The organism is Chitinophaga sp. (assembly GCF_035761305.1).
Taxonomy (GTDB): Bacteria; Bacteroidota; Bacteroidia; order Chitinophagales; family Chitinophagaceae; genus Chitinophaga.
In genome coordinates, this window is record NZ_DASTRI010000244.1 from 19,002 (window position 1) to 39,974 (window position 20,973).

Annotated in this window: 14 protein-coding genes; 8 read left to right on the forward strand and 6 right to left on the reverse strand. The window is 50.2% G+C overall.

Going from position 1 to position 20,973, the window contains the following annotated elements; translation table 11 throughout:
• Positions 1-29 precede the first annotated feature (29 nt).
• The gene (locus VFS25_RS20765) at positions 30-800 is read right to left on the reverse strand and encodes a response regulator transcription factor (RefSeq protein WP_326464097.1); all 771 of its coding nucleotides are present in this window, start codon (positions 798-800) and stop codon (positions 30-32) included.
• A complete protein-coding gene (locus VFS25_RS20770) occupies positions 772-3,906 on the reverse strand; it encodes a ligand-binding sensor domain-containing protein (protein WP_326464098.1) in 3,135 nt (1,044 codons plus the stop codon). Before VFS25_RS20770 ends, VFS25_RS20765 begins: the two co-directional genes overlap by 29 nt.
• A gap of 170 nt (positions 3,907-4,076) precedes the next feature.
• On the opposite strand from VFS25_RS20770, the gene VFS25_RS20775 reads away from it, so the two are divergent.
• The 4 genes from VFS25_RS20775 to VFS25_RS20790 all read left to right on the forward strand — a co-directional run bounded on the left by VFS25_RS20775 (position 4,077) and on the right by VFS25_RS20790 (position 11,376).
• Positions 4,077-7,244, forward strand: coding sequence for a TonB-dependent receptor (locus VFS25_RS20775; protein ID WP_326464099.1), 3,168 nt, complete (start codon positions 4,077-4,079; stop codon positions 7,242-7,244).
• Positions 7,245-7,264: 20 nt separating this feature from the next.
• Entirely contained in the window at positions 7,265-8,821 is a 1,557-nt protein-coding gene (locus tag VFS25_RS20780) for a RagB/SusD family nutrient uptake outer membrane protein (RefSeq protein WP_326464100.1), read from the forward strand.
• Positions 8,822-8,848: 27 nt separating this feature from the next.
• Entirely contained in the window at positions 8,849-9,910 is a 1,062-nt protein-coding gene (locus VFS25_RS20785; RefSeq protein ID WP_326464101.1) for a glycoside hydrolase family 43 protein, read from the forward strand.
• Positions 9,911-10,104: 194 nt separating this feature from the next.
• Positions 10,105-11,376, forward strand: a complete 1,272-nt coding sequence (locus VFS25_RS20790; RefSeq protein ID WP_326464102.1) for an alpha/beta hydrolase-fold protein — start codon at positions 10,105-10,107, stop codon at positions 11,374-11,376.
• 18 nt (positions 11,377-11,394) lie between these two features.
• On the opposite strand, the gene VFS25_RS20795 is transcribed toward VFS25_RS20790, so the two are convergent.
• Together VFS25_RS20795 and VFS25_RS20800 are read right to left on the reverse strand one after the other, a co-directional pair.
• A complete protein-coding gene (locus tag VFS25_RS20795; RefSeq protein WP_326464103.1) occupies positions 11,395-11,856 on the reverse strand; it encodes a hypothetical protein in 462 nt (153 codons plus the stop codon).
• Positions 11,857-11,917: 61 nt separating this feature from the next.
• Entirely contained in the window at positions 11,918-12,499 is a 582-nt protein-coding gene (locus tag VFS25_RS20800) for a Crp/Fnr family transcriptional regulator (protein ID WP_326464104.1), read from the reverse strand.
• Positions 12,500-12,683: 184 nt separating this feature from the next.
• Here VFS25_RS20800 and VFS25_RS20805 point away from each other — a divergent pair, with 184 nt between their 5' ends.
• Positions 12,684-13,385 carry a hypothetical protein gene (locus VFS25_RS20805; protein ID WP_326464105.1) on the forward strand — a complete coding sequence of 234 codons (702 nt, stop codon included), beginning with the start codon at positions 12,684-12,686 and terminating at the stop codon, positions 13,383-13,385.
• A 21-nt stretch (positions 13,386-13,406) separates the two neighbouring features.
• Here VFS25_RS20805 and VFS25_RS20810 read toward each other — a convergent pair whose 3' ends face one another.
• The gene (locus tag VFS25_RS20810) at positions 13,407-15,164 is read right to left on the reverse strand and encodes an ABC transporter ATP-binding protein (protein ID WP_326464106.1); all 1,758 of its coding nucleotides are present in this window, start codon (positions 15,162-15,164) and stop codon (positions 13,407-13,409) included.
• 70 nt (positions 15,165-15,234) lie between these two features.
• On the opposite strand from VFS25_RS20810, the gene VFS25_RS20815 reads away from it, so the two are divergent.
• The 3 genes from VFS25_RS20815 (at position 15,235) to VFS25_RS20825 (ending at position 19,994) form a co-directional block, all read left to right on the forward strand.
• The gene (locus VFS25_RS20815; RefSeq protein WP_326464107.1) at positions 15,235-16,407 is read left to right on the forward strand and encodes a M20 family metallopeptidase; all 1,173 of its coding nucleotides are present in this window, start codon (positions 15,235-15,237) and stop codon (positions 16,405-16,407) included.
• 115 nt (positions 16,408-16,522) lie between these two features.
• Positions 16,523-17,299, forward strand: a complete 777-nt coding sequence (locus VFS25_RS20820) for an SDR family oxidoreductase (RefSeq protein WP_326464108.1) — start codon at positions 16,523-16,525, stop codon at positions 17,297-17,299.
• A 166-nt stretch (positions 17,300-17,465) separates the two neighbouring features.
• Complete coding sequence (locus tag VFS25_RS20825; protein ID WP_326464109.1) at positions 17,466-19,994, forward strand: phosphocholine-specific phospholipase C; 2,529 nt, start codon at positions 17,466-17,468, stop codon at positions 19,992-19,994.
• 71 nt (positions 19,995-20,065) lie between these two features.
• Here VFS25_RS20825 and VFS25_RS20830 read toward each other — a convergent pair whose 3' ends face one another.
• Positions 20,066-20,932 (reverse strand): ankyrin repeat domain-containing protein, encoded by an 867-nt coding sequence (locus VFS25_RS20830; RefSeq protein WP_326464110.1) that lies wholly within the window; start codon positions 20,930-20,932, stop codon positions 20,066-20,068.
• Positions 20,933-20,973: the final 41 nt, after the last annotated feature.

Consider the following 20,973-nt stretch of genomic DNA (forward strand, 5'->3'; position numbering starts at 1 on the left):
TGCGTAATAATGTGGCCTGTAACAGCGTGCTATTCTTTTTCCGCAGCATTCCGTTTCATATACTCTACGGGTGAAAGCCCGAACTGCTTGCTGAAGCTTCTGCCAAAGTTGGAGAGGGAGCTGAAGCCCAGCATATCCGCCACTTCGTTTACTTTATAATGGCCGGTGAGCAGCAGCTCGGCCGCTTTTTTCAGCCGGGTAAGGCTAATCAGCTCATAAGGGCTCATATCGGACAATACGCTGATCTTCCGGTATAACGTGGGCCGGCTCATATTCATTTGCCTGGCCAGGAAATCTACATCCAGCAGCTTATCATCCAGGTGCTTACCAATAATTTGCTGCAGTGTGCCCAGGAACTGTTCATCTGCTTTATTGTAAGCCATGCTTTTGATATGCGCCAGCGGCGAGCTGGCAAAATGGGCCTTTACCTTATTACGGTTGCTTAGCAGGCTGGCAATCTGCGCCTGCAGGTATTCCGGTGAAAAGGGTTTTTCCACGTAAGCATCTGCGCCTATTTCCAGTCCTTCTATTTTAGCCTGCATGGTATTTTTAGCGGTGAGCAATATTACGGGTATGTGGCAGTACTCCATATTGTTTTTGATATGGCTGCACAGCGCAAAGCCGTCCATATCCGGCATCATTACGTCTGATACGATCAGCTGTATCACTTCATTGTTCAGTATTTCCAAAGCCTGCGCAGCACTTGTGGCAGTGAAGATGGTATATTGCTCCTCAAGATCATCCTGCAGGAAAACCAGTATCTCTTCATTGTCATCTACCAAAAGAAGCGTTGGATTCATAGCGTACCTTTTTAAATTCAAATTCTACATCCTGGTGCACGGGTAAGCGCAGCACAAATGTATTCTTTTCTGTTATCTGCAGTTGCAGCGTGCCGTGGTGCAGGATGGTCAGCGATTTTGCCAGCGCCAGCCCTATGCCGCTGCCTGGTTGGCCGGATGCGCTTTTAAGCCTTACAAACGGTTCAAATATCTTCTCTTTTGCATTATCCGGTACCAGCGGCCCGTCATTTTCTACGGTCAGTAAAAACCAGTTGTTGGCCGGCGCTTCCATGGCCAGGGATATGCTTACTTGTGCAACGCCGTATTTTAAAGCATTATCCACCAGGTTGCCGGCTATTTTGCGAAAAGCCTCTACATCCAGGTAGGCAAACAGGTCTTTTTCCGGCAGGTGCAGCGTATAGCTGCATTTTTTTTCTGCTGCTATGGGCATAAAGTTCTCAAACAACGCTTTCACCAGGTACGAAACATTGGTGCGCACAAAGTTCAGGCGGTATCCTTCTTTTTCCGTTTGGCGAAAATCCAGCAGCTGCTGGCTAAGCTCTACCAGCCGGTTGGTATTGCGCTCCATTGTTTTCAGGTATTTGAGCATGTCGGGCAGCGCAGCTGCTTTTTTCAGCGCTTTTTCCAGCGGACCTTTTATAAGGGTGAGAGGGTTGCGGATCTCATGCGCTACGTTGGTGAAAAATTCAATTTTGGATCGGTATATCTCTTTTTCTTTCTCATGCTCCAGCAGCTCCATGCGGCGGCGGGTGCGTTCCCTGTTACGGCGGTGATAGCCGCGTACCAGCAGCCATACCAGAGAAATAGCCAGCAGCGCATATATTACAAACGCCAGCGGGCTGGCCCAGAAAGGCGGCAGCACTTCAATGAACAACAGTGTTTCTTTGCCGCTCCATTGTCCGCTGCCATTGGCTGCTTTTAAACGAAAGGTGTATTTGCCGGGCTGCAGCTCCGTGAAATATGCTTTACGGTTGGTGCTCAGGTAAGTCCATTCCTCCCGCAGTCCTTCCATTTTATAGGCATACTGCGTCATTTCAGGCGCAGTGTAGCTGAGCGCAGCAAAGCTGATGCTGAAGGATGATTTGTTGTAAGGGAGGCGGATGGTATCGGTAAAGATGATGGATTTTTTGAGAATGCCGTCTGCGCCGCCTATTTCCAGCTCGCGGTTTGATACCTGGAAACCGGTAAAATACACCGGCGGCTCATGATGGTTCTCTGTAAAAGAGGCGGGATTAAAGCGGATCATGCCCTTTACACAACCGAAATACATGTTGCCGCAGCTGTCTTTATAAGCAGAGCTGTAGTTGAACTGGTCGGAGAGCAGCCCATTGGCTTTGGTGTACACGCGCAGCTGCCCGTTGCGCGGATCAAAGCGCACCAGCCCTTTGGAGGTGCTTATCCACAGCTGCTGCCGCTGCACATCTTCCAGCACGCAGTACATAAGGTTGCTGGGAAAGCCCTGCTCCACGCGGTAGCAGTTCCATTTACCGGTGGCCCTTACGTATTGGTACAACCCTTCCTCCGTGGTGATCCAGATGTTGGTATGGCTGTCTTCCACAACCTGGTTAATGCGCTTGTTCTTTAAAAAAAGCCTGCTTGCTCCCTGCGTGTCCATGCAATACAGCCCGTCCCGTGAGGTGCCTGCCCACAACAGGCCTTTGCTGTCCTGCAGCACCGCGGTATAAAACACAACCTCCGGCAGGTCCTTTAGCAGCGTAAAGCCGCTGCGGTCGGGCAGTGCCTGGTACAGGCCATTGCTGGTAGTGAGCAATATATTGCCGCCAGGCGCACGGTAAATGCTGTAAATAAAATTGCTGGTGAAACTATTGGGACCACTGTTAGCCGTATAGTGCTTCATCACTTTACAGGTTCTGATATTGAACAGGTCTAACCCGCTTTCAAAAGTGCCTATCCATAAAGTATCGCCGGTAAGCAGCAACCCGTGCAGGTTGGTGTTGGCAATATCAGTGGGTTTATCGCCTGGTTCAAAGCTGCTGAAGTGGTTGGTGCGGATGTCCAGCATATTCAGTCCGCCGTCTTCCGTGCCTATCCACAGGCGGTCATATGGGTCGGGATGAATTTCACGTATAGCGTTCCCCGTTAGTGAGTTTTCATGCGCAATGGGGAAGAACTTTTCAAAGAAGGTGTACCGTTCAGGGCAATAATTAAGCCCGCCAAAATAAGTGCCTGCCCACATGCCGCCTTCATGATCGCGGCACAGCGTATATACAGCGTTATCGGATAAAGACCACGGGTTGTTATACTGCTTTTGCAGATGGTGGCTTTTGTTTGTTAAGGCATCATATACATATAAGCCCGATTCTGTGGCAATCCAGTAGGTGTGCTTATCCTTGCCCAGGATGTCGCGTACAAAAATAGGCGTGCCGTCATGATTAGTGCGCACCAGGTCGGCGTATGTGTCGGTAAGCGGATCAAACTTTTTAAAGCCCTGTTTGGCGGTGCCTACCAGCAGAAAGCCCTGGCCGGTATCATAGATCTTGTTAATGATCTTTGAGATTGGTTGCGGTGAATGACTGAACAGGTCATAAGCAGTAAAGCTGTCGTGCGCGGCATCATACTTTTCAATTTTACCATTACGGGTAGGCACCCATACAGTGCCGTCTGTTGCTATGCAAACAGTAACGGCATCAAAATATTTTGCAGGATCAAACCTTTGTACCCGGCCGGTGGCGGTATGGTATTTTACCAGCGTAAAATCAGCTATGAACCACAGGTTTCCTTTATCGTCTGCTTTAATGTCCCGCACTGCGGCCTTGCCGCTGGGCGCAAAATGATCAAACTGTTCCGTAGCAGGGTTCATGCGGAACATGCCTTTTTCGGTGCCCGCCCATATCATACCGCCGTATTCGTAAAGAGAGTGAATGTAGTTGTTGCCCAGGCTGCCTGGCACCCGTGCATCCGGCAAAAATACTTTGAAGGAGTAGCCGTCAAAACGGTTCAGCCCATCTGCAGTGCCCAGCCATAAAAATCCCTTTTTATCAAGCAGGCTGCTTAATACCGCATTGTTGGATAAACCATTTTCAACCTGGTATGTTTTGAAATAATACGATTGTCCAGCTACATGATGACCGGCAACAACGGTCATGAATAATAATAAAACAACGTGGCCATAAAAGCGCATCTGGTATAGTTTGTACGCTGGTTAAAGATACAAAAGCTTTATGCAGCAACAGTGAGAAAATTTGAAAACATTTTGAGATATGGTGAATACACTGTTTCCTTCCTTTGCTGTTACTTTACTTTTAAACGAACGTTATGAAATTTTTCTACACACGGGGGAACCGGCTGCTATCTTGTAGTGGCCCTCATGATCCTTTTTTCTCTTTACTCAAAACAGTTTTTTTCAACGCGCGGCTACGGCTGGCGGCTATTTTTCTTACAGCAGGGCTGTTATGCGCGCACACCGCATTATGGGCGCAAACTGCGGTAACCGGCACCGTACGCTCCGGTGAGGGAGAGGCGCTGCCCGGGGCCACGGTAGTGCTTAAAGGCAAGCAGGTATCGGCCAGCACCGATAACGATGGTAAGTTTACCATACAGGCTGCACAGGGCGATATACTGGTAGTATCTTATGTTGGCTATACTACAAATGAAACGCCGGTAACAGGTGCAGTGCATTATAATATTACCCTGCAGCAAGCTAATATTGGCATGAACGAGATAGTGGTAATCGGCTATCAAAGTGTACGGAAAAAAGACCTTACCGGCGCTATTGCGGCAGTGAACACTAAAAACTCTTCCAGCATTACGGCCAATTCCGCGGCAGAGTCGTTACAGGGCCTGGTGCCGGGTGTAACCGTGCGCAATGCCGGCGCGCCGGGGCAAAACCCGGTGGTGGAAATAAGGGGTGTGGCCAGCTTTACCAACAGCGATCCGCTGTATGTAATAGATGGTATGATCGCAGATGCCAACTCTACCATCAACACCAATGACATTGAATCCATACAGGTGTTGAAAGACGCGTCTGCAGCGGCTATTTATGGCTCCAGGGCCGCTAATGGCGTTATTATCATTACTACCCGCAAAGGCCGTTCAGGCCCGGCAAAAGTGAGCTTCTCCGCCAAATACGGCGTGCAGCAGCTGCCAAAACAGTGGGATGTAATGGATGCCGGCCAGTACCTGCAAACCGTTAAAACACAGTACGCCAACTCCGGACAGGGATTGCCTCCCGGCATTGCCGCGCAGCTGGTGAATAATACCATTAATACGGACTGGCAGGATGCTATTTACCGCACCGGTAATACGCAGGATTATAACATTGGCGTTTCCGGCGGCAGCAGCAGCGGCAGCTACCTGATCTCCGGCAGCTATTTCAAGAACAAGGGTACGCTGGTAGCCAATGATTTTGAAAGAACCAGCCTGCGTATTAATACAGAAGCTAAAAAAGGAAGGTTAACAGTAGGCGAGAACATGGTGCTGAGCTATACCAGCGGGCGCAATCCCATGGGCGGCATTAATGCTTTTTATGAAGCGCCGCAGATGCTGCCGATTATTGGTGTGCAAAGCGATGCCTATAAAGCCATTCCCAACAACCCCGGCGGCTGGGGCATTGGTACTACCGAAATGCCCACCTATGCCAACAACTACCTGGCTGTAGCTGCGCTGGACCAGGGTAACTTTAACTACTCTAAAATAGTGGGCAACGCTTATGTTGATTTTAAGCTGGCCGACTGGCTCAGCTACCGTTTTAATGCAGGGGTAGAGGCCAGCTTTGATTTTGCAAAAGAAGTGCGTGATACGGGCATCTGGCGCTATGCCAACCAGCCGGCAGCTACGTTTGTTAACGAACAACGCTCAACCTTTACCAATTTCCTGCTGGAGCATACGCTCAATTTCAACAAAACATTAGGTGCGCATAACATTAACGGCGTGGTAGGTTATTCCTACCAGCAGGTAAGAAGAGAGTATACCAACGGCAGCCGCACCGGTTTGCAGCATGTTGGCGGGCAAACGTTTACTACTATTTCCTCCGGACTGGGCATCTCCTCTGCAGGTAGCGGCGCATCTGAGTTTTACCGTATACAGGGTTTCCTGGGACGCCTGAATTATTCATATAACGATAAATACCTGCTTACCTTATCCGGCAGGATAGACCAGGATTCGCGTTTCGGGCCGGATTACAGAACCGGTAACTTTTATGCAGGCGCTGTTTCATGGCGTATCAGCAAAGAAGATTTCTTTCATGTAGATTGGATCTCGGACCTGAAACTACGTGCTTCTTACGGAGAGCTGGGCATCAGCAATGTGCTGCAGGCCCTGGGCGGTTCCTGGCCTACACTGGGCTTTATTAACCGCAGCCCGCGGGCAGTGTACGGGGTAAGCCAGGTGCCTGTTGCCGGCGGCTACCAGGCCACCATTTCCAATCCTGACCTGCACTGGGAAAAACGGAAGGAAACCAACATCGGTGTGGATGCATCTTTATTCAACGACAAAATAGCGGTATCGCTGGATGTATATAACAACCTCTCAAAAGATGTATTGGTGAATGTGCCTTTGGGCTATTACCTGGGTACAGCCGATTCAAAGATTATAGCAAACGCCGCCTCTATCCGCAACCGTGGCATAGAGTTTACCGTAGCTTACCGGCATAACGAAGGCGCTTTTAAATGGGATGTAGCCGTTAACGGTACTACCATACAAAACCGCGTAGTAGCAGTAGGCAACCAGGGCGCCGGCGTAAATTACGTGGATGTGCCTAACATCACTTTTGTAAGGTCGCAGATCGGTAATGCCATGAGCGCCTGGTATGTGCTGAAGGCAGAAGGTATTTTCCAAAGCCAGGAAGAGATTGATAATTACAAGAGCAAAAATGGTACGGTGATACAGCCGCAGGCCAAGCCCGGTGACATAAAATACCTGGATAATAACGGCGACGGGCAAATCAATAACGACGACCGCGTGTTTATGGGCTCTCCCTGGCCTACGTTCCAGGGTGGCATACAATGGAATGCCAGCTACAGGAACTTTAGTCTGAACCTGCAGCTCACCGGCGTGTTTGGTTATAAAGTGTATAACGATATACGCCGCGTGCTGGACGGCTACCAGAATACCAACTTCCGCGCAGACATTGACCCCTGGACGGCTACCAACACCGGCGCAAAAGATCCCCGGCTGGGTACGGAAGTCAATGATCCGGGCATTAGCTCCAATAACTACGCGAACAGCTCCCGCTGGCTGGAGAATGCTTCCTATGGCCGCATACGCAATATAGAGCTGGGCTATAACCTGCCGCAGGACCTGCTGAAAAAGGTTAATGTTGCCAGCGCGCGTGTGTACGTGAGCGGGCAAAACCTGGTAACCTTTACCGGTTATAAAGGGCTTGACCCGGAAGTACGCGGTTCCGGCGTACAGCTCCGTGGCTTTGACAACGGCAACTGGCCGGCCAGCCGCATTATATCATTCGGGGTACAATGCGAATTTTAATTCACCAGCAAACAAAAGTTATGAAAAAGATATTTTTGGTTTCCGCTACCGCTGTTGCATTACTGGCAGCAGGTTGCAAAAGCAAGCTTGATATACCCAATCCCAATACACCTACTATCAACAACTACTGGAAAACAGCCAAAGATGCGCTGGATGGCGTGAATACATTGTACAGCACCTACCACCGCGTAGGGCTTTGCAGGAACCAGTTTTTCATTGATGTGGTACGTTCCGATGAAGGGTACAGCACCAGCCCGAATGCCACATTGGTGAATAACTTCGACAAGTTTATTATTACGGATTATAACCTGTTTGAAACGCGCTCGCTGTGGCAGGACTGTTACATAGGCATTAACCGCGCCAACCAGGTACTGGATAATGTGCCGGCCATTGACATGGATGAAACCACCAAACAGCAATACCTGGGCGAAGCAAAATTCATGCGCGGGCTGTTCTATTACTACCTGGCCCAGTATTGGGGTAATGTGCCGCTGCAGCTGAAAACACCGGTACCGGACGATCACCCTGCCACATCGCCGCAAGCCGAAGTATGGGCGCAGGTGGAGAAAGACCTTTCAGAAGCAGCGCCGGTGCTGCCCATCCGCTACGATGACAATAACAGGGGCAGGGCTACCCGTGGCGCCGCTTACGCCTTGCTTGGCAAAGCTTATATGCAGGAGCATAAATACCAGCAGGCTGCCGATGCTTTTAAATGGTTCTTTGAAGGAGAAGGCAACGGCGTATATTCATTGATGCCCGATTACAGGGATAACTTTGTAATTACATCCGAGAACAATGCAGAATCTGTATTTGAGTTCCAGTTTGCGGTAAACCCTACAGATAACCATGATGACGATACAGACCCGAACAATACAGATAACCTGAACTACGGCTCTTCACTGCCGCCATTTTTTGCGCCCCGCCCCATTGGCTTTACAGACGGGCAGGCAAGGCGCTGGGTAGTACATGAGTTTTTAATGGAAAAAACAGCCGCCAACCAGCGCGATCCCCGGCTGGCTGCATCTTTCCTGTATGACTCAACCGATGAAAGAGGACCTGATTTTACACTGGTGTATGGTAAAACATTCTCCTCGCTGGGTTACTCCACTGATCCCGCTGCAGTGCCCAATACACAGGATGTATATTTCCGGAAAATGCTGAATGACTTTACGGATAACGTTGAATCTTTCCACTCGGGGAATAATTACCGCTACATTCGTTTTGCAGATGTATTACTTTTATATGCAGAAGCGCTGAACAACTTAAGCAGGGCAACAGAAGCCTATAAGTATGTGGATATGGTAAGGGAACGCGCCGGCCTGCAAAAGCTGTCTGTTGTAAAACCCGGCCTGAGCGGCGATGCATTCCTGGCGCAGCTGAAGCATGAACGGATCACCGAGCTGTCAGGCGAAGGCCACCGCTGGGAAGACCTTGCCCGCTGGGGCGACCTGGGACTGCAGCTGGCCCAGCGCGATGCCGGCTTTGCAAACTTTAAAACAGGCAAGCATGAGCTGTTGCCTGTTCCGCAGCAGGATATAGATGTAAACCCGAACCTGCAACAGAACCCGGGCTGGTAATAACCGTACTTTATTAAAGACTGAACCATGAGTAACCGTATGTTATATTTAGTTTTACTGGCTTTTACAATAGCCTGCTCCCGAAGTAGCGATGCCGGCGGCACTGTTGACAAACCCGACACAACAGGTGCTACCTTTACTAACCCTTTGCTGCCCGGTGGACCGGATCCCTGGGTGTTTTTTAAAGATGGTAAGTATTATTATACCAGTACCCTCGGAAACCGTGTAGGCGTAAGGGTAACCAATAAAATGTCGGCATTGAAAGATGCGCCGCTGGTCACCCTTTGGACGCCGCCGGCCGATGGCCCTTATTCCCGCGAAATATGGGCGCCGGAAATACACTTTGTACAGGGCAAATGGTACGTTTATTTTGCTGCAGACAATGGCAGCAATGACAACCACCGCATGTACGTAATTGAGAACGGCAATGCCGATCCTACACAGGGCAGCTGGACCTTTAAAGGAAAGATTGCCGATGCTACCGATAAATGGGCCATTGACGGTTCTGTGTTTGAATACAACAGCAAGCTGTATATGATATGGTCCGGGTGGGAAGGCGATACCAATGAAAAACAGCAGATATACATTGCGCCCCTGAGCAATCCCTGGACCATTGGCGGAGATCGCGTAATGATCTCTACCCCTACCTACGACTGGGAGAAAAGAGGTAACAGCGGCGGGCTGCCCCAGGTGAATGAAGGACCTGAAGCGCTGATAAGCCCCACCGGACGCCTGTTTCTCACTTACTCTGCCAGCGGCTGCTGGACAGATGATTATGCACTGGGGCTATTGACCTTGAAAGAAGGCGGCGACCCGCTGAATGCGGCAGACTGGCAAAAATCCGCCACGCCTGTTTTTTCCAAAAGCGAAAGCTCCGGCGCCTTTGGTCCCGGTCATAACGGGTTCTTTAAGTCCGTTGATCAAAAGGAGAGCTGGATTATTTACCATGCGAACCCATTGCCTGGCCAGGGCTGCGGCAATAACAGAAGCCCGCGCATGCAGCCGTTCACCTGGAAGGCCGATGGTACGCCGGACTTCGGCCAACCGGCAAATATAGCCGTACCGCTGCAGGTGCCGTCAGGAGAATAAATTTGCTTTTATAAAATTAAAGCGGGCCGTCTTATTGCAAGGCGGCCCGTTTTTTATTTGATGCCATACAGGTTTACAATAGCGAAGCTTACCTGTACTGCGAATACCCTGTTCCGGCCCGCGTTTGCAATGGTTCGTCACATTTTATCAAAAGGGTTGCGCCTTTTGTTTAATCTTGTTCAAAACCATTACTCATGCACCTGAACTGGCGTAAATACGGTAGTCTTTTTTTAGCTGTCATCATTCTCTGGATGCTTGTTATTATCAGCGCAGTAGCCTATGCACAATCCAGTATTATAACAGGAACCAAAACGCATATTCATTCCCGCATTTTAGGGGAAGACCGGGAAATATGGGTACATGTGCCGGAAAGCAATGGTCCCGGGAGCATATTTGCCCCCCAGCGCTACCCGGTAATTTATGTGCTGGATGGCGATGATCATTTTAATGCGGTGGTTGACATAACAAACCAGCTAAGTAAAGACGGCATGAACGCCCTGCTGCCGCCGATGATAGTGGTAGGCATACTGAATACAAACCGTACCCGCGATCTTACGCCCACGCATGTAGCGGCAGTGCCTATGATGGATAGCATGTCTGCAGCGCATTCAGGCGGCGGCGAAAATTTTATTGCTTTCCTGCAGCATGAGCTGATCCCGCATATAGATTCCCTTTACCCTGCTGCGCCTTACCGCCTGTTCATAGGGCATTCCCTGGGCGGGTTAATGGCCGTGCACGCGCTCATCAACCATACCAATTTATTTAATGCCTGTATTGCTATTGACCCCAGCATGATGTGGGACAACCAGCACCTGTTGAAGCAGGCGCAGGCCGCACTGGCCGGGAAAGATTTCACCGGCCGCGCCCTGTACCTGGCCATGGCCAATACCATGCAGAACGGCATGGACACGGTAACCGTACAAAAAGCAACGGATTTCATGAACATGCATCCGCGCTCCATCCTGGAGCTGGGCCATGCCCTGGATGCGCACCCCCATAACGGGTTGCATTACAGCTGGAAATATTATCCGGATTATAACCATCATACCATACCGTTGGTGGCGGCATATGACGGGCTGCAAAGCATTTTCAGCTTTTATAAATATGAATTGCCGTTTGATACGTTTTTTCAGCCGGGTTATAAAAACGACAGCCTGCTAACAGCACATTATGAAAACGTCAGCCGCAACATGGGCTATAAGGTATTGCCGCCGGAGGACCTGTACAACATGCTGGGCTACCAGCTAATGTCATCCAAACAATATGACCGCGCCCATTACTTTTTCATGCAGAATATCAATAACTATCCCCGGAGCTTTAACACCTATGATTCCATGGGTGACCTGTACATGGCAAAAGGCGATAAGCAGGCAGCTAAAAAATACTACCTGCAATCGCTGGCTGTAAAAGAAACAGCAGATACCCGCAAAAAAGTTGAGCAGCTGAACAGGGAAGGGGTTAAGTAGCTGTGGTTAACATAGCCTTCAGTTTGAGGCTAAATAAACAGAGAAATAATATACCCAGCCTGTGAACAAGAGCTGCAATGGCACCCTGAACCACAGGTAACGGGGGCCCGGCCCGTCATAGGCGGCCTTTTCCATGTTAAGGTGCTGCATGGCGGCATAAATGTTACAGGGCAGCAGCAACGCGAAAAACAGGATAAGTATATAACCGGCAGGCACCCTTAACGCAGGTACCAGCAGCGCTGCGCCCAGCAGTATTTCCAGCACGCCGGTCAGGTACACCAGCGCTGCTTTGTATGGCAGAAAGGAGGGGATCATCAGCATCATGCCTTTGGTGAACATAAAATGTCCTGCGGCAGTAAGGAATAGCATAAGGCACATGGCCAGGTTGCCGCTGAAAAACAGGTGCCAGCTGCCTGTGGTAAAGCGCGCAATCAACAATGCAATGGTAAATACGCCGGGCAATACGATTAAAGGTTTCATGGTTGTTTGCTTTGTACAGTACAAAATTCAGCAACCGGCCGGCGCTGGAAAATGATGTATGTTAGTTTCGGCTGTGCTGCTTGCGGATGCGGCTCAGGCTCTCAGGGTGAATGCCCAGGTACGACGACAGGTGTTTAACGGATATTTGTTGTATCAGGTCCGGGTTGCGCCGCATCAATGCGGCATAACGTTCTTCCGCTGTGTGGGATAGCAGGTCCATTTCCTTGCGCAGCCTTTTAATGTACTGGTATTCTGCTATAAGCCTGCCTATTTTTTCGCCGTGGTGGTATTTGCTGTAAAATTCGTTCAGGAACTCCAGGGAAATGGCTATTACCTCCGCGTTTTCCAGCAGCTCAATAAAAACCGTGCTTGGCTCACGGGTAATAAGTGAGTAATAGGCAGTTACAAAATCGCCCTGGAACTGGAAGTCTACCGTGAACTCCTTGCCGTCTTTTATAAAATAATGGCGGGTAGCGCCTTTATTCAGGAAATAAACGAAGTTTTCCACCTGCCCTTCGCGTACCAGGAAATCGCCTTTGGCATACTGTTTAACAAGCAGCTTCCCGGAAAAGTCGTCCCATTCCGCGGCGTCCAGCGGCTGCAGCTTGTAAATGGCTTGCTGTATCAGTGAAAAGTCGCTCATAGGGCCGGGTGGGTTGAATAAGGGAAAATTAGTTAATATTTCCTTTCCCGCCGCCCTATATTTTGATTTTCAGGTCATATGACGTATTTTAGCTATCAATCCGGCGGTGTGAATTTTTCCGATAGATGAATTATTGTTTATGAACCGACTTTTCCAGTTGGCGCCTCTAGCAATTTTGGGTTTGTTGGCTATAGGCGCATTCAGGCATAGCTATCCTGACCTGAAACCCAAGCCCTGTACCTGTGATACCTTACAGACCAGGGCCATTGTCTGCGATCCCAATTATGACCGCATCCCGCAATATGATGCGGATGAATTTACCGATTGGGATTTTTACAAGCTGGATTCCGCTACGAACCGTACGCTATGGTTCCGCGACGTGGAAAGTGTTGATTCTACAAAGCTTACAGCTTACTGGAACGATTACTACCAGCACAACTACCATATATCCCAGCGCGATTTTATAAAGTATTATACCGGCAGGCCAGGTATTGAAATGGCTTTCCTGCTGGGACCTAACCACCTGGATCTGTGGGCCTATCATATTTTTGTAATTAAAAAGGTGGGTTGCTGCTACGTGCTTACCCGCAGCTATTTCCGCCATGCCCGGTTTACCTATAAAGCCTATGCTATCCTGAACCAGGCTAAAATGGATTCCCTGCACATACTGGTGGATAAAACCGGCAAAGCGCCGATGAACGATACGGAGCACGACGGGTATGCCGCCTATTTTACCGACAATTGTAACCAGCAGCAATACTTTATTGACCTGCAGAAGAAGCCCGCCGGCGATACCGCTGCCGCTGCAGCCCAGGCGAACCTGCGCGCCCTGCTGCGTTTTGTAGACAAAGGCATTGCCTGGAACAAAACTTACCCCATGCAGTAAGCAAAGGTCCGGCTTGTGCATTTACGCCAGCTGGCTGCTTCTTCTTTCACCCACCTGCTGCCGCCACATGGCATAATACAATCCTTTTTTTTCCAGCAGCGCTTCATGGGAGCCGGTTTCGGAGATACTTCCTTTTTCCAGCACATAAATCGTATGTGCGTGCATGATAGTAGACAGGCGGTGCGCGATCAGGATCGTGATCTGCTCGCGGCTTTGCGACACATCGCGGATGGTGCTGGTAATATCGTCTTCTGTAAGGGAGTCCAGCGCAGAAGTAGCTTCGTCGAATATCAGCAGGCGCGGGTTCCTGAGCAGCGCGCGTGCAATGGAAATGCGTTGTTTTTCGCCGCCGGAAAGCTTCATGCCGTTTTCGCCAAGCACGGTGTCAATACCTTTCTCCGACCGCGCCAGCAAGGGCGCGCAGGCGGCCTTGCGCAGGGCATCCACTATTTCGGCGTCTGTAGCATCGGCCTTTACAAACAACAGGTTTTCTTTAATGGTGCCTGCAAACAGCTGTGTGTCCTGGGTTACAAAACCTATTTGCCGCCGCAGCTCATTGTAGCGGATGTCGCCGGAAGATATTCCGTTGAACAATATAGCGCCGGACACCGGCCGGTACAAGCCCACCAGCAGCTTTACCAGCGTAGACTTCCCCGAACCGGAAGGGCCTACAAAGGCAATGGTTTCACCCAGGTTTACCTGGAATGATACGTTGTCAATAGCATTGATGTTCGCAGTTTTATGGTGGAAAACAACCTGGTCAAACCGTATGCTTTTCAAAGGCCCTGTTGCTACCGGCGTTTCGGGGCGGCGCTCAACAGGCTTATGCATCAGCTGGTCAAAGTTGTTAATAGACGCTTCCACCTCACGGTAGTTAAGTATAATATTGCCAATATCCTGCAGCGGGCCAAAAATGGAGGTGGAGATGAACTGCATGGCAATCAGCTCCCCGGTGCTTAATACTTTCCTGAAAATAAGCCACAGCAGTATAAACAGGATGGACTGCTTTAACACGTTCAGCGTAGTGCCCTGTAAAAAGGAGAGGGTGCGCACCCGGGTGGTTTTCAGCATTTCCAGGTCGTAGATCTTCTGTGTTTGCAGCTTTAAACGGCGTATTTCCGGGAAGGTAAGGCCCAGGCTTTTTACCAGCTCTATATTGCGCAGCGATTCTGTAATAACGCCCGACATTTTATTGGTTTCCTTATTAATGGAGCGCTGCACTGTTTTGATCTTTTTGCTCACCAGCCCTGTAAGAGAGCCCAGCACCAGTATGCCGATCACAAAAATGGGCACCAGCATCCAGTTGCGGGTAATGGAGTACCAGATCAGGAAGCCCATGCCTACAATGGAAGAGAAGAGGATATTGATAAACGAGTTGATAAAACGTTCCGTATCTGTTTTCACCTTTTGCAGAATGGACAACGTTTCGCCGCTGCGCTGTTCCTCAAACTCCTGGAAAGAGAGGCGCAGGGTTTGCTTTAGCCCGTCGTTAAAGATCTGCATGCCAAACAGCTGCACGGCCTTGCGGGTAAAATATTCCTGGAAGGCTTTGGCAATACGCGATACAACGGCAATAGCAATGGCAATGCCTAACCAGTACAATACGCCCTGTACCAGCTCATGCTCGCTCATGCCATGGGTGTTGGTAGCGTAGTTGTCAATAATTTTTCCGAAGATGATCGGGTCTGTAAGGCTTAGCAGCTGCGCTATACCGGCCAGCAGCAGCGCCAGCGCCACCCACCATTTTTGCTGTTGCAGATAACTCCATAAAATTCGCATATGATAATAATAAGCAAAAAACAGTTATCTTTTATCAGGCATTAACAATCACTAAGCACAGGCATTACCCATGAATGAACATTTGTTTCGGCAACTGGTTACCATAAGACGGCAGCTGCACCAGCACCCCGAGCTGGGTTTTGAAGAATTTAAAACCACGGCCCTGGTGCAGGACCACCTGCTGGATTTGGACATTCCGTTTGAAACCATTGCCGTTACCGGTGTTATTGCCACGCTCAGCAAAGGCAAAGGCGGGCCCGTAGTAGTGTTGCGCGCCGATATGGACGCCCTGCCTGTTGTGGAAGATACCGGCCTGCCCTTCAGCTCCGCACATGAGCGGGTAATGCATGCCTGCGGCCACGACATACATACCACTATGCTGCTGGGCGCTGCCTATGTTTTAAAAGAGCAGGATTTTAACGGCACTGTAAAGCTGGTGTTTCAACCGTCGGAAGAAGGCACTGCCCGCAGCCCGGAAAAAGGTAAATCCGGCGGGCAAATGATCATTGAAAGCGGCAAACTGAATGATGCAAAAGCAGCATTGGGATTGCATGTGCATCCCCTGCTGCCCGTAGGCGTGCTGGGCTACAGGAACGGGGAAGCCCTGGCTAATGTGAGCAATTTTTTTATTCACATAAACGGTAAAGGCGGGCATGCGGGCTCGCTGGAGCATGTTACGGACCCGGTGCTCATTGGCAGCCAGCTGATAGTAGCAGCGCAATCCATCATATCCCATACCGCCACTATTGAGCCGGCAGTGCTGGCAGTCACCAATATTGCCATTAAAGGAGAGCCCAGTCATAATGTAATACCCAACGGTGTGCTGCTGCAGGGCTCTTTAAGGGCATTGAACATTGATACCTATAACCGGATCGTGGAAAAGCTGCGGGCGCTCATCAGGGGCATGGAAATTTCCTATAGCTGCAGCATTGAGCTGGAGTTTACGGCATATTATCCCAGCCTGCTGAATGATGCAGGCATGCACCAGGCGCTGGCGCCCGCGCAGGAGCAGGTGTTTGGCAGGGAAAAAATACAGGAAGTCAGCGGGCAGCTGATAGCTGAGGACTTTTCTTTTTATTCCCGCCTGATGCCTTCCCAGTTTTATTTCCTGGGCGCACAGCATAATGGCAATACTGACTTTTTCCTGCATCATCCCAAAGTGATATTTAATGAAGATTGCATAAAGCTGGGCGTACCTTTTTTAGTGAATGGGGCCATGGATATGATCAGGCATTTTAGCTGACGCCGTTGTATAAACCGCCGCTCATATTTTGCTATGATGCGCGCAAATAACTTCTTATACTTGCGGCATTATCGTTTTGTCATCCACGTTCTTCACTTAAATAAATAATAAGGTTATGTTCGCTAAACCGATATTCCACGGCCAGGTGGCTATTGTTACCGGCGCAGGGCAGGGCATAGGGTATGAGATATGCCGGCAGCTGGTGCAGCAGGGCGCGCAGGTATTGTTAAATGATGTGGATGCAGCGCTGGCGCAGCAGGCCGCCCGCAGCATTGACGCCACGGGGCAGGCATGCATTGGCATAGGCGGCGATGTGGCCGAAGCGCCGTTCATACAACAGCTGGTGCATACCGCTGTAGACCGCTTTGGCCGGCTGGATATTGCAATTGGCAATGCCGGCATTACGTTGTTCGGTGATTTTTTTACGTATCCTGAAACTGATTTTTATAAAGTGCTGCAGGTGAACCTGGGCGGTAATTTCTTTCTGGCGCAGGCGGCTGCGCGGCAAATGAAACAACAGGGACAAGGCGGCGCCATCCTGTTTACCTCTTCTGTTACCGGCCACCAGGCGCATAAAAATTTAGCAGTGTACGGCATGACGAAAGCTGCGCTTGAAATGTTGGCCAAAAGCCTGGTGGTAGAGCTGTCGCCATTCCGCATTAACGTAAATGCCATAGCACCCGGCGCCACGCTTACAGAAAGAACCACCGCAGAAGCGGATTATGAGCAGGTATGGTCGCGGTTAACGCCGATGGGGCGCCCTGCAACTACTGCGGATATTGCGCACGCGGCGCTGTTCCTGGTGTCGCCGCTGGCCAAACACATTACCGGGCAAAGCCTGGTAATAGATGGCGGATGGACTTCCGTAAGCCCTTCGCCGTATGAAGAATAATATACAGCCCGTAAAAAACTGCTGCCACTCATCACCCGTATTTGCCGTTGCATTATTGAAACAGCCGCATGGTTTTTATTTGTATGCCTGCCTTTTTAAATTTATGCTAACGGGGCTGCATAAGGCTTTCACGTATATGAAGACTATTAATTAACAATTATATAATATGGATACACGCAGGGAGTTTCTCAAAAAATCAGTACTGCTTTCCGGCGCCGCGGGCCTGTCGGCCTTTATGCCGGCTTCTATTCAAAGGGCATTGGCTATTGACCCGTCACCAGGCAGCACCTGGCTGGATGCAGAGCATATTGTGATACTGATGCAGGAGAACCGTTCTTTTGACCATTGCTTTGGCACCCTGCGGGGTGTGCGCGGCTTTAACGATCCCCGCGCGCTGATGCTGCCCGACAAGAAGCCGGTATTTCTGCAAACCAATGAGCGGGGCGAAACCTATGCGCCTTTCCGCCTGGATATTAAAGACACCAAGGTAACCTGGATGGGGTCCCTGCCGCACTCCCGCGCCAGCCAGGTAGACGCTAATAACAATGGCAAGTACGACCAGTGGCTGCTGGCTAAAAGGTCGGGCAACAAACAATATGCCGCCATGCCCTTAACAATGGGCTATTACAACCGGGAAGACCTGCCCTTTAACTACGCCATGGCAGACGCCTTTACCATTTGCGATCAGAACTTTTGCTCGGCCATGACCAGCACCACGCCTAACCGCTCTTTTTTCTGGACAGGCAAGATCACGCATGATGTAGACGGCCTGCCTAAAGCGCATATACGCAATGATGATTACAGCTATGCCAAGCTGCCCTGGAACACGTTCCCCGAGCTGCTGGAGCAAAATAATATTGCCTGGAAATTTTACCAGAACGAAACCAGCTGCGGCGGCGGTTTTAAAGGAGAGGAGCGCTCCTGGCTGGCTAACTTCGGCTGTAACCTGCTGGAGTTTTTTGCTGCCTATAACATAAAATTTGCACCGCGTTATATACAAAGCCTGCAAAGGCAGGTAGACACGCTGCCGGACCAGATCAACAAGCTGCAGGAAGCCAGCCCCTCTACAGAAGAAGCGGCACAGAAAATAAGAACAGAGCTGGCTAAAAAGCAGGAAGTGCTGGACAAAGCAAAGGCCGAGCTGGCGAAATGGAACCAGGAGAATTTTGAAAAGCTCACCGATGAGCAAAAGAACCTGTACCGCCGCGCTTTTGTTACCAATGAAGGCGATCCTGACTGCCGCAATATTACAAAGCTGAGCTATACAGACGGTAATGAAAAACGTGAAGTAACCGTGCCCGGAGGCGACGTATTATACCAGTTCCGTAAAGATGTGCAGGAAGGTAAGCTGCCCACTGTATCATGGCTGGCAGCGCCGCAGAATTTCTCAGACCATCCCAGCGCACCCTGGTACGGAGCATGGTATGTGTCTGAAATACTGGACATTCTTACCCAAAACCCCGATGTATGGAAGAAAACCATTTTCATTGTTACCTATGATGAGAATGATGGTTACTTTGACCACGTGCCGCCCTTTTATATACCCGATGAAAACAAGCCCGGAACAGGCAAGGTATCTGCCGGTATTGACACGGAAATAGAGCACGTGCGTTTAGCCAATGAGCTGAAACAGGGCGTGCCTGAAAAAGCTGCCCGCGAAGCGCCTATAGGCCTTGGTTTCCGCGTACCTATGATCATAGCCTCTCCCTGGAGCCGCGGCGGTAAGGTATGCTCGCAGCTGTTTGACCATACCTCTACCATACAGTTCCTGGAAACATTTGTGAACCAGAAGTATAAAAAGAACATCCGGCAAAATAATATCAGCGCCTGGCGCAGAACCATCTGCGGCGATCTTACCTCCGCCTTCAGCCCCTTTAACGGTGATAAGCTGGAGCCTATTCCCTTCCTGGACCGCAATAAGTATGTAGAAGATATTTATAACGCAAAGTTCAAGCAGGAGCCGGGCGGATATAAAAAATTATCTGACCAGGAGATCCGTCATATTATCCGCAACCCGCTGAAGCTGGATGACCTCTCCACGCAGGAAAAAGGCGTGCGTCCTTCCTGTGCGCTGCCTTATGAGCTGTATGCAGAGGCGCAGGCAGATAAAAAGCAGGTAACATTCACCATGCAGGCCGGTAATAAAATGCACGGTAAAAAGGCTGCCGGCGCTCCCTTTACCGTATATGCGCCAGGGCAATATAAAGATGGGAAAGGTACGGTAGATGTGTGCCGTAACTGGGCCTTTGCCGTAAAGCCGGGCGACAGCCTTACTTACCAGTGGCCGCTGGAGGCATTTGAAAATAACCGCTATCATTTACGCCTGTACGGTCCCAATGGTTTTTACCGCGAAGTGATGGGCAATGCCGGTGATCCTGCGCTGCAGATAGCGGTAGCATATGAGCAGGACGCAAAAACCAAAAAGCCCACGGGCAACCTGGTAATAAAAGTAAGCAACGATGCTGCCGGCGACATGCAGGTAGCTGTTAAAGACCATGCCTACAAAACTAATGATGTAACAAAAACAGTAGCTAAAGGCGACGCCGCCAATATAGTGCTGCCGCTGAAGAACAGCCATGGCTGGTATGATTTCAGCATTACCATTAATGGTTTTGATGCCTTTGAAAAACGCTATGCCGGCCGGGTGGAAACCGGCGCCGAAAGTTTCAGCGATCCGTTTATGGGACGCGTTTAATGAATAATTAAGAATTAATAATTAAGAATGAATAATTAATAAGGCACCGGTGCGTTAACGCACCGGTGCTTTTACTTAGCAATAGTACGCAGGTAGCCGGCAATGCGGGCAAACTGCTGTTTGGCTGCCGCATCATATTGCTCTTCGCTTTGCAGGTATTCAGCCCATCCCAATGGGGTACCCTGGTATAGCTGGTCACGCAGATCAGGCCGGGCGCCTGCATGTATCAGCATTTTTACCGCATCCAGTGAACCGGAGCATACTGCCTGGTGCAGCGCTGTTGCATGCTCATGGAAATGGCATTTGGCGTGCGGGAATGCATTTACATCCACCCCGGTTTTTAACAGCAGTGAAATAACATCGGTTTGCCCGTAAAAGGCTGCAGCAGCCAGCGCTACTTCCCGTACCCGCTCATCGGCTACGGCTGCCAGGCGTTCCACACTGCCGGTAAGCCCCAGGCAGGCCGCTACCGGCAGGGTAAGCGCTTCGCCCCGTTCCAGCAAATGTTTGGCTGCTGTTACATTGCTATGCGCCAGGGCATCCAGCGCGCCGGATGCTATGGCGCCTGCGTCCAGCAGCAGGTCCATAAGCGTTAGCTGTACGCCGCAAGCCCGGCAGGTGCTGCTGGTAGCTACCAGGCTTAAGGTATAATTAAGCTGCTTTTGGAGGGTATCAGGCGCATGCTGCTGCACGGTGTGGATGATAACAGCAGCAATGTCGGTAATATTAACGGGGCGCGTGCCGGTACGTACGGGGTTATCTGCAATAAAGTAAAGCAGGTAAGGTTGCCGGAAGTATTTTTCTGCAGGCATATCCAGCTGCTTACAGGCCAGGTAAGGGTGTTGCGCCAGCAGTTGCTCCAGCACAGGCACGTTACCGGCATCCATGGCAGCAACCGCCTCAAGGAACACGGGATCAGAAATTTCCGGTTGATCCATAATGTACAATTGATAATAGAAAGTGAATGTAACTCCAGTTG

Coding starts and splice junctions, on each gene's coding strand:
- VFS25_RS20765 (WP_326464097.1), bottom strand. CDS start 800: ATGAATCCAACGCTTCTTTTGGTAGATGACAATGAAGAGATACTGGTT.
- VFS25_RS20770 (WP_326464098.1), bottom strand. CDS start 3,906: ATGACCGTTGTTGCCGGTCATCATGTAGCTGGACAATCGTATTATTTC.
- VFS25_RS20775 (WP_326464099.1), top strand. CDS start 4,077: ATGAAATTTTTCTACACACGGGGGAACCGGCTGCTATCTTGTAGTGGC.
- VFS25_RS20780 (WP_326464100.1), top strand. CDS start 7,265: ATGAAAAAGATATTTTTGGTTTCCGCTACCGCTGTTGCATTACTGGCA.
- VFS25_RS20785 (WP_326464101.1), top strand. CDS start 8,849: ATGAGTAACCGTATGTTATATTTAGTTTTACTGGCTTTTACAATAGCC.
- VFS25_RS20790 (WP_326464102.1), top strand. CDS start 10,105: ATGCACCTGAACTGGCGTAAATACGGTAGTCTTTTTTTAGCTGTCATC.
- VFS25_RS20795 (WP_326464103.1), bottom strand. CDS start 11,856: ATGAAACCTTTAATCGTATTGCCCGGCGTATTTACCATTGCATTGTTG.
- VFS25_RS20800 (WP_326464104.1), bottom strand. CDS start 12,499: ATGAGCGACTTTTCACTGATACAGCAAGCCATTTACAAGCTGCAGCCG.
- VFS25_RS20810 (WP_326464106.1), bottom strand. CDS start 15,164: ATGCGAATTTTATGGAGTTATCTGCAACAGCAAAAATGGTGGGTGGCG.
- VFS25_RS20815 (WP_326464107.1), top strand. CDS start 15,235: ATGAATGAACATTTGTTTCGGCAACTGGTTACCATAAGACGGCAGCTG.
- VFS25_RS20820 (WP_326464108.1), top strand. CDS start 16,523: ATGTTCGCTAAACCGATATTCCACGGCCAGGTGGCTATTGTTACCGGC.
- VFS25_RS20825 (WP_326464109.1), top strand. CDS start 17,466: ATGGATACACGCAGGGAGTTTCTCAAAAAATCAGTACTGCTTTCCGGC.
- VFS25_RS20830 (WP_326464110.1), bottom strand. CDS start 20,932: ATGGATCAACCGGAAATTTCTGATCCCGTGTTCCTTGAGGCGGTTGCT.